This is a genomic window from Bradyrhizobium sp. CCBAU 11361 (assembly GCF_028128935.1).
In the GTDB taxonomy this organism is placed as follows: Bacteria; Pseudomonadota; Alphaproteobacteria; order Rhizobiales; family Xanthobacteraceae; genus Bradyrhizobium; species Bradyrhizobium niftali.
Genome location: NZ_LBJZ01000180.1, coordinates 1 through 14557, shown reverse-complemented (window position 1 = coordinate 14557; position 14557 = coordinate 1). Strand labels below are relative to the sequence as shown.

Sequence of the window (14557 nt, the reverse complement as noted above, 5' to 3'; positions counted from 1 at the left end):
GGCTCCCTGAGCCCTCGCGAAGCGGTCCCGACCCGTTTTCCTGTGCCGGAAGGCCTGCTTCCGGCACAGGAACTGTCCGTGTCCTGCCGGGTTGCGATCCAATCTGCAATTTCCTAATCCGGAGATGAAACACGGCTCGAATCAAGCGCGCCTTCATCATGTCGTCCGCCCCCACAGTGCATGCCGACGGCCTGCCGCAGCCCCAGCGCAACCAGGCGGTCCTGACCATTGCGCTCGGCATCATCATGGCGGTGGTCGACAGCGCCATCGCCAACGTCGCGCTGCCGACGATCGCGGCCGACCTTAACGCGAGCCCGGCCTTCTCGATCTGGATTGTCAACGGCTACCAGCTCGCGATCACCATCTCGCTGCTGCCGCTGGCCTCGCTCGGCGAGATCGTCGGCTATCGCCGCGTCTATCTGGTCGGGCTCGTGCTGTTCACGCTCGCGTCCGCCTTCTGCGCGCTGGCGCATACGCTGCCGCTGCTGACGGTCGCACGCATCATCCAGGGCTTTGGCGCGGCCGGCATCATGAGCGTCAACGCGGCGCTGGTGCGCTTCACCTATCCGCGCAGCCTGCTCGGCCGCGGCATCGGGCTCAACGCGCTCGTCGTCGCCTTCTCGGCCGCGGTCGGCCCGACGCTCGCGGCCGGCATCCTCGCGGTCGGGAGCTGGCCCTGGCTGTTCGCCATCAACGTGCCGCTCGGCGCGGTGACGCTCCTGCTGGGCCTGCGCAGCCTGCCGCACACCAAGCCAGCGAGCCATTCCTTCGACTGGCAGAGCGCCGGTCTGTCCGCGATCACCTTCGGTGTCGGCATTGCCGCGATCGACAGCGTCGGTCATGGCGAGGCCGCGCTCACCTGCCTCGTCCAGTTCGCAATCGCGATCGTCGCCGGCGCACTGCTGATCTATCGCGAAACCCACATGACCTCGCCGCTGCTGCCGGTCGACCTCTTGCGCATCCCCGTCTTCGCGCTGTCGATCGCGACCTCGATCGCATCGTTCTGCGGGCAGATGCTGGCCTTCGTCGCGATCCCCTTCTATCTCCAGAGCCGCTTCGGCTATTCCGCCGTGCATATGGGCCTCCTGATCACGCCGTGGCCGATCGCGCTCGCCTTCGCAGCCCCCCTCGCCGGCCGCCTGGTCGAACATTATCCGGCTGGCCTGCTCGGCGGCATCGGGCTCACGCTGTTCGCCTGCGGGCTCGGCGCGCTCGCCCTCCTGCCGGCCGTGCCAACGCCGCTCGACGTGATCTGGCGGATGGCGCTGGCCGGCGCCGGCTTCGGCCTGTTCCAGACCCCCAACAACCGCACCATGATCGCCGCCGCCCCGCGCGAGCGCGCCGGCGGCGCCAGCGGCATGCTGGGCACGGCGCGGCTGCTCGGCCAGACCACCGGCGCGGCGCTGGTGGCGCTGTTCCTCGGCCTCTATCCAGTTGACGGGACCCGAGTCGCGCTCCTCACCGGCGTCGGCTTTGCGCTCTGCGGCGCGGTGCTGAGCATGCTGCGGCTCTCGCCCGCAGGCGCGCGCGGCGCCGAGCATGTCCGCGTGCAGGACGACCAGCGCCTGCGCGGCGAATAGAACCGGCCACGCGCAGATTCTCGACCCATCTCCACACAACCGGTGCGTGGCTTAACTATCTGGACCAATGACGTATTGCCCTCGCGCTCTGGTTGCGCTTCACAGGCGGCGGGACAAGGGGCATTTCATGCGATCATTTGGAATTGTGGCGCTCAGCGTCATGCTGGGCGGCTGCGCGTCCGTCACGCGCGGCACGACCGAGAATATCAGCATCTCATCGACACCTTCAGGCGTTGAAGCCGTCGTCAGCGGAATGGAGGTTCCGACCACCTGCACGACGCCATGCTCCGTGGTCGTCAAGCGCAACGCCGACATCTCCATCACCTTCCAGAAGGAAGGCTACGAGCCGCAGATCGTGCCGCTCAGCCGCGACATCCAGACCGGCGGCGCCGCCGGCTTTGCCGGTAATCTTCTGCTGGGCGGTGTCGTCGGCATGGGGGTCGATGCCGCGACGGGCGCGGCAACCGATCACAAGCCGAATCCGGTCATCGTGACGATGCAGCCGTCCGCCCCTGCCCGCGCACGGCCACCCGCGCCGAAGAAACCGCGGCCGCCTGCGGCACCTGCGCCTGACACCGGCACTTAAAACCCCGCATTGCGACACAAACAAAAAGGCCGGCTATTCAGCCGGCCTTTTCGATTTCATCACGCGCCGATCAAGCCTTGACCAGCGGCCCCTTGGAGGTCGGCCCCTTCGAACCGCCGGGGCCGCCCGGCTTGGGCTTGCCCGGCGGACGCTTGCGGGCGCCGGGCAGCTTTTCCTGCTTCGGCGTGACCGGGCCCTCGACGAACTCGAAGCCGATCTTCTCCTTGGTCTCGTCGGCCTCGTCCTTGACCAGGACGACGCGGACGTGGCCACCGCTCTTGAGCTTGCCGAACAGCACCTCGTCGGCCAGCGGCTTCTTGATGTGCTCCTGGATCACGCGGGCCATCGGCCGCGCGCCCATCTGCTCGTCATAGCCGTGCTGAACCAGCCAGGTCTTGGCGGGCTCGGACAGCTCGATGGTGACGTCGCGGTCGCCGAGCTGCGCCTCGAGCTGAAGCACGAACTTCTCGACCACCGTGCCGATCACCTCGACGCTGAGATGGCCGAACGAGACGATGGCATCGAGGCGGTTGCGGAATTCCGGCGCGAACTGCCGGTTGATCGCCTCGTGGTCGTCGCCTTCCCGCTTCGAGCGGGTGAAGCCGAACGCCTGCTTGGCCAGGTCCGAAGCACCCGCATTCGTGGTCATGATCAGGATCACGTTGCGGAAGTTGACCTGCTTGCCGTTGTGGTCGGTGAGCCGGCCGTGATCCATGATCTGGAGCAGCACGTTGTAGAGATCGGGATGCGCCTTCTCGATCTCGTCGAGCAGCACCACGCAATGCGGATGCTGGTCGACGCCGTCGGTGAGCAGGCCGCCCTGGTCGAAGCCGACATAGCCGGGAGGCGCGCCGATCAGGCGCGACACGGTGTGCCGCTCCATGTATTCGGACATGTCGAAGCGCAGCAGCTCGACGCCGAGCGACGCCGCGAGCTGCTTTGCGACCTCGGTCTTGCCGACGCCGGTCGGGCCCGAGAACAGGTAGCAGCCAATCGGCTTCTCCGGCTCGCGCAGGCCGGCACGCGCCAGCTTGATCGAAGCGGCGAGCGACTCGATCGCCTTGTCCTGGCCGAACACGGTGCGCTTCAGCGTCTGCTCGAGATGCTTGAGCACCTCGGCATCGTCCTTCGACACGCTCTTCGGCGGGATCCGCGCCATCGAGGCGATCGTGGTCTCGATCTCCTTGATGCCGATGGTCTTCTTGCGCTTGTTCTCGGCAACCAGCATCTGCGCCGCGCCGGATTCGTCGATCACGTCGATCGCCTTGTCGGGCAGCTTGCGGTCATGGATGTAGCGCGAGGAGAGCTGCACCGCAGCCTCGATCGCCTCGTTGGTGTACTTCAGCCGGTGGTAGTCCTCGAAATACGGCTTGAGGCCCTTGAGGATCGCGATAGCGTCCTCCACCGTCGGCTCGTTGATGTCGATCTTCTGGAAGCGCCGCACCAGTGCGCGGTCCTTCTCGAAGTGCTGGCGGTATTCCTTGTAGGTGGTCGAGCCCATGCAGCGGATCGTGCCCGAGGCAAGCGCCGGCTTGAGCAGGTTCGAGGCATCCATCGCCCCGCCCGACGTCGCGCCCGCACCGATCACGGTGTGGATCTCGTCGATGAACAGGATGGCGTTGGGATGCGCCTCGAGCTCCTTGAGCACCTGCTTCAGGCGCTCCTCGAAGTCGCCGCGATAGCGCGTGCCCGCGAGCAGCGTGCCCATGTCCAGCGAGAACACGGTGGCAGCCGCCAGCACCTCCGGCACCTCGCTGTCGACGATGCGCTTGGCGAGGCCCTCCGCGATCGCGGTCTTGCCGACGCCGGCTTCGCCCACGAACAGCGGGTTGTTCTTCTGCCGGCGGCACAGCACCTGGATCGCGCGATTGATCTCGGAATTGCGTCCGATCACCGGATCGATCTTGCCGTCGCGCGCCTTCTTGTTGAGGTTGACGCAATAGGTCTCGAGCGCTTCGCCCTTCTTCTTGGCGTCGTCGCTGCCCTTGGTCTCGGTCTCCTCGTCGACGCCGCGCACGGGGCGCGCCTCGGAGACGCCCGGCCGCTTGGCGATGCCGTGGCTGATGTAGTTGACGGCGTCGTAGCGCGTCATGTCCTGCTCTTGCAGGAAGTACGCGGCGTGACTCTCGCGCTCGGCGAAGATCGCGATCAGCACGTTGGCACCGGTCACCTCTTCGCGACCGGAGGATTGCACGTGGATCACCGCGCGCTGGATCACGCGCTGGAAACCGGCGGTCGGCTTGGCATCGTCGGCGCCATCCGTCACCAGGTTCTCGAATTCGGTCTCAAGATAGTTGACGAGGCTCGTACGGAGCTTGTCGAGATCGACGCTACAGGCGCGCATGACGGCGGCTGCATCGGAGTCGTCGATCAGGGAGAGCAAGAGATGCTCGAGCGTCGCGTATTGGTGATGACGCTCGTTTGCGATCGCTAGCGCACGATGCAGGGATTGTTCAAGGCTTTGGGAAAAAGTCGGCATTCGCGTCCTCTATGGCCCCCACCATCATGATCGTCCTCGCCCGGTCAGGCAACAACAACCTTTGTCACATATAGTTATACAAGACCGCGGCGAAAGACCGGTTCCGCGACTCGGCAGCTAGCCATCTGCGGTATTTTTCGATGCAAAACCCGTTCCGATTTGGGCGGGATCGGCGCCGGTTCAGAATTCCGTAGTTCTGCCAGCTGCAACGGACATCGCGCGCAGGCACCACGCGGCGGTCCCACTGCGACATACACAAGCAAGAGCCGGCTACGAACGCGCCGTGAGGTGACTTATTTCTTCTCCATCACGCATTGCAGCGGATGCTGGTGCTTGCGGGCGAAATCCATCACCTGCGTCACCTTGGTCTCGGCGATCTCGTAGGTGAACACGCCGCACTCGCCGATGCCGTGATGGTGGACGTGCAGCATGATCTTGGTCGCCGCCTCGACGTCCTTCTGGAAGAACTTCTCCAGCACGTGGACCACGAACTCCATCGGCGTGTAATCGTCGTTCAGGATCAGAACGCGATACAGGTTCGGCCGCTTGGTCTTCGGCTTGACCTTGGTGATGACAGAGGTGTTCGGCCCCGTCGGGCTGCCGGAACGGTTCTCGTCGTTGCTCATCCGGGGAGCGCGGGCGGCGGCGGCCGCAGGCAGGTCGAGGCTGGAAGTCAATTGCGGCATGGCTCAGGCGTTCAAATTCCCCACGGAGGCGGTGACGGCCCGCCGCGCGGCCCCGCCTTTCGGAGCTTCGCGCTGGCGCACCGCGTTTTGGGATCGCCGCTTCCAACCGGTCCGGTCCAAACCAGATCGATTGCGAGAATATGGGTCTGCCCCCGGCTCGCCGCAAGCGTGCAAGATCCGGCTGCCGCGGTCCCGATTCCCGATCCGGGCGATCCTGACCGAGGTTAGTCAATCCGGACCGGTTTGACAAAAATTTCCGCGGCGCCGTCTCGAACATGGTGACCAGGAACCCGGCCGTTAACGCGCCTGCGACGGTTTCGCGCGGGATCATCTCCGGTCTTCTACGGTACCTGCTGTTCAATCGCGTGACGCGAAATCGGGCAAAATCGGAGATCTCGAGGATTGCCGGCCTCGCCCGCCCTGCCCTGTGTCAGCCGCGTCGGTCGACAGCTCGCGCATCCTGCAGCCGCCGAACACAGGCCCGCTCCTCAATGCAGGCGGCGCTCGATCGTCGGGCACCATCACCACGTCGCAGATCAGCACCAAGGCGCAGGCCCATTTCAACCTGCTGTTCACCGGCACCAACTCGCTGCCGACGGACAGCGTCGCCGCCACCTGTACCGCGAGCACCAGCATTGATCCCACGAACACCACGCCGACGAGTGCGATCTCGGGCGTGCTGCCATATTGTGCGCGCAACACCGACAAATTCTACTTGGCCACGCCGGCGAGCCAGACCGCGCGCTGAAACGGATCCATCGCGACAAACGAAAAAGCCCGGCTGGTTCAGCCGGGCTTTCTTGCTTCCAGGATATCCAGGAAAGGTTAGTTGGCGGCCGGGGTGAACTTCGACACGATGGTCTCGACCGGCTTGAACGCCTGCTTGGCGAGATCGCTGTAGAGGCCGGCGATCTTCTGCGATTCCGCAACGAACGTCTCGTAGGAGGAGCGGGCGAAGTCGGTCTGCGCTTCCATCGCCTTGTCCAGCGACTTCACGCCGGAAAGCTTCTCGACGAAGGACTTGGTGTCTTCGAACGACTTCTTGGTGTAGTCGCCATAGGCGCTGGCGATCGCCTGGAGGCCGTGCTGCACCGAGGTCGCGGAGGCGACGCACTGCTCGAACTGCTCTTTCCCGTAGCTCTGAAAGTCTTCAACCTTGAACATTTCGGAATCCTTTTCCCTGGCTCGCGTCCGGAAGCCCCGGCTCCCTGACATTGCCCACAAATAGTGCAACGCACAAAAAAGTCAAGAATCTTGTGCGACGCACAAAAATTAGATTCAAACCGTGGAGATTCCCGGGGTTTCCCGCAAGGGTTCCTTAAGCTTTTGGAAACCGCGGACCCCTACTTTGATTCCCTGGACGTGTTCAGCTTCCGCAAGCGGCCAAAAGCCGTTTGAGAACATCACCTTAGCCAGAACAGCGGCTCAGGCCCAACGTCCCCCGCGGCGGACACCCGCGGAGGGGCAGCCTGGGCAGGTAATGATCCCGGGTCCAGTGGGCACAATTTCGCCTCACGGGCCGGTGATCAAGTCAGAAACGGGGACGGGGTTTCATGCTTCGTAAAAACTTGTCTTCCTCGCGCTTGGCGCGGGTCGGGGTTTTCGGGCTTCTTACGATCACCACCGCGGTCATCTTCACCACCGATGCTGCCGAGGCGCGGCGTCACCGCCGCCATTACGCGCACCATCGGGTGCAGCGCGATGTGTCCGAGAGCTCCAGCCCGAAATTCGCGTCGATCATCATCGACGGCAATTCCGGCTCCGTGCTCCAGGCAACGAGCCCCGACGGGATCCGCCATCCGGCCTCGCTGACCAAGATCATGACGCTCTATCTGCTGTTTGAGCGTCTCGAGTCCGGCAAGATGAAGCTCGACACCGAGATGCCGGTGTCGCAGCACGCCGCCGATCAGGATCCGACCAAGCTGAACCTGCGTGCCGGCCAGACCATCCGCGTCGAGGACGCGATCAAGGGTCTCGTCACCCGCTCCGCCAACGACGCCGCCGTGGTGATCGCGGAAGCGATCGCCGGCGACGAGGACGATTTCGCCCAGATGATGACGCGCAAGGCGCGTTCGCTCGGCATGTCCAAGACGGTCTACCGGAATGCCAACGGCCTTCCCAACGACGAGCAGGTCACGACCGCGCGCGATCAGGCTACGCTCGGCCGCGCCATCCAGGAGCGCTTCCCGCGCTACTACCGCTATTTCGCGACCTCGACGTTCAACTGGCGCGGCCAGTCGATCCGGAACCATAACCACCTGCTCGGCAGCGTCGAGGGCGTGGACGGCATCAAGACCGGCTACACCCGCGCTTCCGGCTTCAACCTCGTGAGCTCGATGCGCCGCGGCAACCGCCACCTGATCGGCGTGGTGCTGGGCGGCCGCAGCGGCGGTTCGCGCGACGCTATCATGCGCAACCTGCTCGCCGAGAATCTCGAGAAGGGCGCGACCACGCACACCGTCGCCGCAGTCACCGAGCGCAACGGCTCTGACGCCGCTGCCGAGGTCGCGGATGCGTCGGATACCCCGGCCCGCACCGCTCCGCAGGCCCAGGCCGCCGCCCCTGCTCCCGAAGCGGCCCCGTCGCGTCTTGCCTCGCGCCTGTCCACGCTTGCGGCCGCCACCGCCGCAATGCCGCCCGCTCAACCCAAGCCTGAAGCTCGGCCGACTGAATCCAAGATCGAGCCCGCGCCGCTCACCAATGGCGTGATCTCCAGCCAGCCGCTCTCGATCATCCCGGGCTCGTCCGAACCGATGAAGCCGGTCCGGGTCAAGACGGTGCAGGTCAAGGCCGGCGCCGTGAAGGTCGCCTCCGCCGCTCCGGCTCAGGTCGCGCCGCAGGTTACCAGCACGGTTGCGTCCCGCTCCGACGTCGCGGAAACCTCCGGCGCCGTCGTCGCCCGGGCCGATCTGATCAACAAGCCCGATTTCCAGAGCCAACCGGAAGCGCCGAAGGCGGACGTCGCCCGCACCGAGCTGCCGCGGCAGCCGGCCGGCTTCGGCACCGGCAACGGCGTCCTCGGCGTGCTGCCGGCTGCAACCGCCACCGCGCCCGCCCCGGCCGCTCCGAAACTCGCGTCCGCCGACCCGGCGCCGCAGCCGATCCAGATGAGCGCCACCACCAAGCCGGTCGTCACCCACAGCGGCTGGATCGTCCAGGTCGGCGCGCTCGAGAGCGAGAACGAAGCCCAGCAGCGCATCGACGCCGCGCGCAGCTCGGCCCGTGGCCTGCTCAGCAAGGCCGATCCGTTCACCGAGCCGGTCGTCGCCAAGGACAATCGCAAGCTCTATCGCGCCCGCTTCGCCGGGCTCGAGCGGGATCAGGCCGAAGCCGTCTGCCGCGCCCTGAAGCGCGCCGACATCTCCTGCATCACCGTCCGCAACTGATCTCCTGCACCGTTCGAAAAAAATGCCCGCGCCTTGCGCGGGCATTTTTGTTTTCGGCATGCGGCCGCCAAAGTCAGTTCCGCGACAACCTCTCGTCAACAATTTACGGTTAAATTTCTACTCAAGAGATCGACCACGCCGACAATGGCGGGCATCGGGGCGACGACAGACAGAGCAACGGAGCTCACGCGGTACGAGCGTTTGTAGCGTGGTGCCGGAGTTAGCCGTTATGCGTGCGAAGCAGAGTATCCTTGGCCTCGTTTACCCGGGCAGCGAGATACGTCGAGCCCCCCTGGTCGGGATGGAGTTTCTTCATCAAGGACTTGTGGGCCCGGCTGATGTCGTCACGCCCCGCTCCCGGCTGCAGGCCAAGGATCTGATAGGCCTCCTCCGCCGTCATTTTGCCGCTCGCCGCCGTGCGGCGCTGCCCCCCTGCCGCATCGCCCTGCGCGTTCTGACGCCAGGCGGGAAACCGGCGGTCCAGATAGCTTTCAAGTAAGGCCACGCTCTCGGCGTCGAACGCCGGGACCATCGCCAGCAGGCCGGCGAGATCGAACTCGTCGAGATCGTGCCCAGCGTGAGGCCCGGCAACGATCTGGCCACCGAGCCGGCCAGAATCGTGGTCGAGCCGCATGTCGAGGAATTGCGAGCGCACGCGCGAGGCCTGCCCGGACGCGGGCGCCGCGCCGCCACCGAACAGCCCGCCGATATTGCCGAAGCCGGCATTCGCCAACGGCGTCCAGCCGAGCAGCCCGGCGCCGAAGATCCCGAGCGGGATCGCGACTGCCAGCTCGCCCCGCAAGCCCGTGAAAGCCGCGACCGCCAGCGCCACCACGCCGCCGCCGAACTTGATGGTGCGCGCCAGCACCGCAGGATTGGCGGCGCGGAACATCTGAAGCAGCAGGTAAAGCGTGATAACGGCGACAGCGCCGGCGATCAGGGTCATGACCGGAATATAGGCGCCCTGTTGCCAAAAAGCATGGCGTCCTTTCGCCCGTCTGCATTTGGCGGATGTGACCGGCTACTTCATCTGGCCGATCAGCTGGGCCGCACCGCTCGCGCTCTTCGCCAGCTTCAACAACGCCTCGCGGCCGCCGGCGGCATAGGTCGCGGCTGCCCGCAACAGCTCGCGCAGCTGTGCCGCCGCGCCGGGATCGAAACGGCACCAGGCACCGCCGGTCAGGCGCGCGATCTCGCGAAAGGCCTGCTCGGCCACCGCGTCATGCCCTTCCTGAAACACAAATACCGGCACCTTGAGCATGCCGAGCTCGCCGGCCTTGGCGCAGAGCTCGTCAACCTGCTCCTCCATCGCGTCGCCGACGAAGACCACGGCCCTTACGCCCGATGCGACCGCCTCGCGCCGCGCCTCGCTCAGCACCTTGCCGATCTGGGTGTCGCCGCCGCGGCAATCGATCTTGCTCATCAGCGTCGCGAGCCTGGCGCTGTCGGAGATCCACCCCGTGGCACGGCACTCGTTGAAGCCGCGATAGTAGACCAGCCGGATGTCGAGACTGCCGAGCGCCGCGGTCTCACGAAACATGTCGGCCTGGAGCGCGCAGGCCATGTCCCAGGTCGGCTGCCGGCTCATCGTCGCATCCAGCGCGAAGATCAGCCGCCCTTTCGCGCCAGGAGCATGCGGTGACAGCGCACGCGCCTTGGCGACGAAGGCGGCGATATCGTCCGAGGTCGACGTCCCGGCCTGCGGCACCGCGCCACCTGCTTGCGGCGAGACGGCACCGCGGCCGCGCGGTTTGATAGGTTCGCCCGACATCCCTTGGCCCTGTGTGAACGCTTAATGTGGTTAGCGCGTGCAGCCCGGTCAATGTGCAAAGCCTCCGCGGGCGAGCGCCGGCGGAGGCTTTGAAAGTCGTTTCTGACTATGATTGATACGTCAGCTCTTGGCAGGCGCCATCAGGGCGACCGGACCGGGCTCGAGAATATTGGGCGGGGACGATTGCGTATCGACCGGCGCCACCTCGCTGTCAGTCGCGCTCAGGAACTTGTCGAGCATGCTCTGGATCGAGTTCTTGGCCACATCCGGACCGGTGTCGCGCATGTCGTTGTGCTGGAATTCGGTCTTCACGACCTGGATGCCGGCCTTCTCGCATTCCTCGTCGCTCGGGATCACGCCCGCATCGGCCTTGAACTGAGGATCGGTGGAGCGGAACGACAGGATCTTGAACTTGCCGGCGGTGACGAACGGCACGCGCAGATTGTCGAGCGTGACGACCTTCTTGACCTCATCCGGATACTGCTTGGCGAAGTACATTGTGATGTCGCCGCCCATGGAGTGGCCGACCATCGTCACCTTCTCGTAATCGGCGTTGGGCTGAACCTTCTTCATTTCCTGCATCGCCAGATGGATGTTGGCCACGCCGCGCAGGATCTGCGGCAACCGGCCGACATAGAGCTCGCCGGGCTTGGTCACCATCGGAGGATCGGTCGGCAAATCGTGCTGCGGGCTCACGACGAGGTAGCCGCGCGCAGCGAAAATGTTGGCGAGGAAGCCGTACTCGGTGTTCTTGACGGTGTTGCCGTGGTTGATCACGGCCACAGGCATCGTGATCATGCCGGCATCGGCCTGCATTTCCTTGTCGCGACGGATCGCGATATCGACAGGCACCGGACGGTTGTCGCGCGAAGCGTCGTAGAAGGTGATGGTCTCATGCCTGATCGCCCACTTGCTCGCCGTGAAATAGGCGACGCCGCAGAGGGCACTGACCGAAACCAGAACGGCAATTCCACGCTTCATTTTCGTCCTCAGCCTCAGGCTCTTGCGGCCTGAATCCCTGTTGAAAATCGTGTTGTTCCGGAGCTCTTCGGCCCCTGGTCGCCTATTCGCTAATATATGTCACAGGCCCGTGACAGGAAGGCCAAATATTGTGAACTGGCAGCCCTTTCATTGTGCGCCGCACACGTTTCTTGGGCACCCCCTCTCTCGTACGACTACGTCAGGCTGTAGGTCACCATAGGACGCAACCGGACTCGATTGGGTTCAATTTCGCAGTAAACGTAGAATGAAAACGGCCGAAGGCGCGCTCAGTTCCCGCGGGGACCAGCCCTATGAGGTTGCCCGGAAGTAGCCATATACCGCTAACTTAGGCGCCGAGGATGTCGTGGACCTCGAGCGGCTTGTCGACCTGGCTGAACCACTCGGCCCGGTTGGCCGCGCGGCGGCGGCCGCGCTCGTCGAGCGGCAGCTTGAGCTGGCGGAGCAGGCTCGTCACCTCCTCCCGCGCAGTGAGATGGCCGAGATTGGGCCGCATGCCGAGCGTCGCCTCGTCGATCTCGTCGAGGGCGGTGAGGCCACGCGGGAAGAATTCGCGGTAGACGACTCGTTCGGCGAAGCCGTCGACATAGCGGAAGCCGAGCCGCAGCGACAAATCCTTCAACCCCTCGGCGACGAGCTGCTTGTTGCGCGAGCCGAGCATGGACAGGCGGTTGCGCACCACGATCCAGTCGGTGCTCGAGCCGTCGAGCTGACGACGCTTGCGCCTGACATCCCGCACCATCTCGGCATAGTGGCTCTCGCCGGTGACCGCATAGTTGGCGGGGTCGACGGTGCCGAGCACGTCGAAATCGAGGAAGCTGTCGTTGATCGGCGTGACCAGCGTGTCGGCCATCGAGTGGGCGAGTCGCATCAGGTAGCTGTCGGTGCCGGGCGTATCGATGACGATGAAATCGAAACTGCTCTCGACCGCCGAGACCGCTTCCATGAACTGCTGGAACTCGGAGTTCTCGTTCTCGGCAATCTGCATGGTCTCGCCGAGCTTGATGCAGCGATGCACCGGCAGATCGAGGTCGAGCTTGGTGCGACGAGCCCAGGCGGCGCGGTTGTCGATGTAGTGCGTAAAGCTTTGCTGGCGGCAGTCGAGGTCGATGGTGGCGACGCGCTGACCGGCCTTCAGGAGCGCAACCGCGATATGCAAGGCCGTGGTCGATTTGCCGGAGCCGCCCTTCTCGTTACCCAGCACAACGACGTGCGCCGAGCCGGATTGGCCTTGGCTAGCCTGCACAAGCATGGTGATCCTCAACGCCCCTAAGCAATATCTTCGAGTTGACCGCGTCTGCGGTCAAGTGAAATGCGTGACAGGATAACGAAATCACAGCGCGTTAGTCGTCATCATGAATCGCGTCGCCGCATCACGTCTGTGATTCAGCCCACAATGTCGCGACAGCCTCCGCAGCTTTGCGCGGGATGCTGTGCCGCATCCGGATGCATGGCGTCCACGATCGCTGCTTGTTAAGGTTAGCCGGCTGCGCGGCAGGCCGCGCCCAACCCATCCGCAAGCCCCCCGAGTCCCGATGCAACGAAGCCCCCTGATCGTCCGTACGGTCCCTGCGCTCCGACGCGCCGTCGATAATCTACGCAAGCGAAAGGCCACGATCGCGCTGGTCCCGACCATGGGGGCGCTCCATGACGGGCATGTGTCGCTGGTGCGCCTCGCCAGGCGGCGCGCCAGCCGCGTCGTGGTCTCGATCTTCGTCAACCCGACTCAATTCGCCCCGACCGAGGATTTCGGCGCCTATCCGCGGACCTGGAAAACCGACATCGCCAAGCTCGCGGCCGAGGACGTCGACATCGTCTGGCACCCCGGCGTCGAGGCCATGTATCCGCAGGGCTTTGCAACCCGAATCGTGCCGGAGGGGCCGGCGCTGGCCGGCCTCGAGGACCGTTTCCGGCCCCACTTTTTCGGTGGCGTCGCCACCGTCGTCGGCAAGCTGTTCACGCAATGCGGTCCGGACCTCGCGATCTTCGGCGAGAAGGACTTTCAGCAATTGCGGGTGGTGACGCAGATGGCGCGGGATCTCGATCTCGGCGTCAAGGTGATCGGCTCCCGCACCGTGCGCGAGCGCGACGGGCTCGCGATGTCATCGCGCAACGTCTATCTCTCCCCGCAGGAGCGGCAGACCGCGACCACGCTCTACCGCGCCATGAAGGACAGCGCCGGGCGCATCCGCGCCGGCGAGGCCATCGCGCCGGCGATGGCGCGCGGCGCCGCGACAATCAAGGCGGCTGGCTTCGTGCTCGACTATTTCGAGGCCCGTCACGCCGAGACGCTGGCACAGGTCACCTCGCGCAAGGACGGCCCCTTGCGGATCCTGGTCGCAGCCAAGCTCGGCACGACCCGGCTGATCGACAATATCGCGGTCTGAAGCGCGATGACGACATCGCGCTTCAGGTTATTGTTTGAGCATGATCTTTCCGGAAAACCGCTACGCACTTTTCCGGATCATGCTCAGAGCAGCCCGAGATCGCGCAGCTCGCGCCGCATCGGCTCCGGCATTGCCGCGATGGTGCCCGCGGCGGACTTGCCGAGATCCGGCGGCACGGAATCATCGGCGAGATAGCGCCAGCCCTGGAACGGGCGCATCGGCCGCGGCGAGACCGGGATCACCTTCGGCTGCATCACGATCCGGCAGCGCCCGATGCCGTCCTTGTCGCGGAACGGCTCGATGCCGATGATCTTTTCGCGCGCGGCGACCTCGCCCTTGATCACCCAATAGAGCGACCCGCCCGAGAGGATCTCGGCGTCGCGCTTGGGCACCATGCGGGTGATGTGGATGTGATGTTGCGGCAGACCCTTCTTCTTGGCGGTCTGCATCCGTTCGGCCACCCACTCCTTCAATTCCTTGACGGAGTCGCAGCCGACGGCGAGCTTGATCAGATGGAGTGGCATGCCCCAGCATTAGCGGGCCGGCCGCAGGTTTTCAAAGCCGAACTATTCGTTATCCGCAGCCGCGGGAGCCGAAGCCGCGGGAGCCGAACCCGGCGGCGGCGCCAGCGGAACCGGTGCGGCTGCCGGCGCGCGCGCAGCCTTCGGCGCCGGCGGCCTCTT

At 65.1% G+C, this 14557-nt stretch carries 13 protein-coding genes; 5 read left to right on the top strand and 8 right to left on the bottom strand.

Translation table 11 applies throughout. The features are described from left to right. Positions 1-158 precede the first annotated feature (158 nt). Both XI08_RS23085 and XI08_RS23080 read left to right on the top strand, forming a co-directional pair. The gene (locus XI08_RS23085; protein WP_271576082.1) at positions 159-1580 is read left to right on the top strand and encodes an MFS transporter; all 1422 of its coding nucleotides are present in this window, start codon (positions 159-161) and stop codon (positions 1578-1580) included. 127 nt (positions 1581-1707) lie between these two features. Next, positions 1708-2166, top strand: a complete 459-nt coding sequence (locus XI08_RS23080; RefSeq protein ID WP_271576081.1) for a PEGA domain-containing protein — start codon at positions 1708-1710, stop codon at positions 2164-2166. Positions 2167-2236: 70 nt separating this feature from the next. On the opposite strand, the gene clpA is transcribed toward XI08_RS23080, so the two are convergent. Then, complete coding sequence (gene clpA / locus XI08_RS23075) at positions 2237-4645, bottom strand: ATP-dependent Clp protease ATP-binding subunit ClpA (RefSeq protein ID WP_027548134.1); 2409 nt, start codon at positions 4643-4645, stop codon at positions 2237-2239. Positions 4646-4938: 293 nt separating this feature from the next. Next, positions 4939-5271, bottom strand: a complete 333-nt coding sequence (gene clpS, locus XI08_RS23070; RefSeq protein ID WP_027548135.1) for an ATP-dependent Clp protease adapter ClpS — start codon at positions 5269-5271, stop codon at positions 4939-4941. 487 nt (positions 5272-5758) lie between these two features. On the opposite strand from clpS, the gene XI08_RS23065 reads away from it, so the two are divergent. Beyond that, positions 5759-6079: a hypothetical protein gene (locus XI08_RS23065; RefSeq protein ID WP_271576080.1), complete on the top strand. Its 321-nt coding sequence runs from the start codon at positions 5759-5761 to the stop codon at positions 6077-6079. Between the two features lie 77 nt (positions 6080-6156). Here the strand turns inward: XI08_RS23065 and XI08_RS23060 are convergent, their stop codons facing one another. Then, entirely contained in the window at positions 6157-6495 is a 339-nt protein-coding gene (locus tag XI08_RS23060) for a phasin family protein (protein WP_027548137.1), read from the bottom strand. Positions 6496-6884: 389 nt separating this feature from the next. Here XI08_RS23060 and XI08_RS23055 point away from each other — a divergent pair, with 389 nt between their 5' ends. After that, the gene (locus XI08_RS23055; RefSeq protein ID WP_271576079.1) at positions 6885-8717 is read left to right on the top strand and encodes a D-alanyl-D-alanine carboxypeptidase; all 1833 of its coding nucleotides are present in this window, start codon (positions 6885-6887) and stop codon (positions 8715-8717) included. Between the two features lie 220 nt (positions 8718-8937). On the opposite strand, the gene XI08_RS23050 is transcribed toward XI08_RS23055, so the two are convergent. From XI08_RS23050 to XI08_RS23035, 4 genes are all read right to left on the bottom strand, one after another. Next, entirely contained in the window at positions 8938-9663 is a 726-nt protein-coding gene (locus XI08_RS23050) for a DnaJ domain-containing protein (protein ID WP_135177286.1), read from the bottom strand. Between the two features lie 75 nt (positions 9664-9738). Continuing rightward, positions 9739-10488 carry a hypothetical protein gene (locus XI08_RS23045; RefSeq protein WP_027548140.1) on the bottom strand — a complete coding sequence of 250 codons (750 nt, stop codon included), beginning with the start codon at positions 10486-10488 and terminating at the stop codon, positions 9739-9741. Positions 10489-10608: 120 nt separating this feature from the next. Then, positions 10609-11469, bottom strand: coding sequence for an alpha/beta fold hydrolase (locus XI08_RS23040; protein WP_027548141.1), 861 nt, complete (start codon positions 11467-11469; stop codon positions 10609-10611). A 346-nt stretch (positions 11470-11815) separates the two neighbouring features. Further along, the gene (locus XI08_RS23035; RefSeq protein WP_271576078.1) at positions 11816-12739 is read right to left on the bottom strand and encodes a division plane positioning ATPase MipZ; all 924 of its coding nucleotides are present in this window, start codon (positions 12737-12739) and stop codon (positions 11816-11818) included. Positions 12740-13022: 283 nt separating this feature from the next. Here XI08_RS23035 and panC point away from each other — a divergent pair, with 283 nt between their 5' ends. Then, positions 13023-13874, top strand: a complete 852-nt coding sequence (gene panC / locus XI08_RS23030; RefSeq protein WP_271576077.1) for a pantoate--beta-alanine ligase — start codon at positions 13023-13025, stop codon at positions 13872-13874. Positions 13875-13957: 83 nt separating this feature from the next. Here the strand turns inward: panC and XI08_RS23025 are convergent, their stop codons facing one another. Further along, complete coding sequence (locus XI08_RS23025) at positions 13958-14398, bottom strand: DUF1489 family protein (RefSeq protein WP_027548144.1); 441 nt, start codon at positions 14396-14398, stop codon at positions 13958-13960. Between the last annotated feature and the right edge of the window lie 159 nt (positions 14399-14557).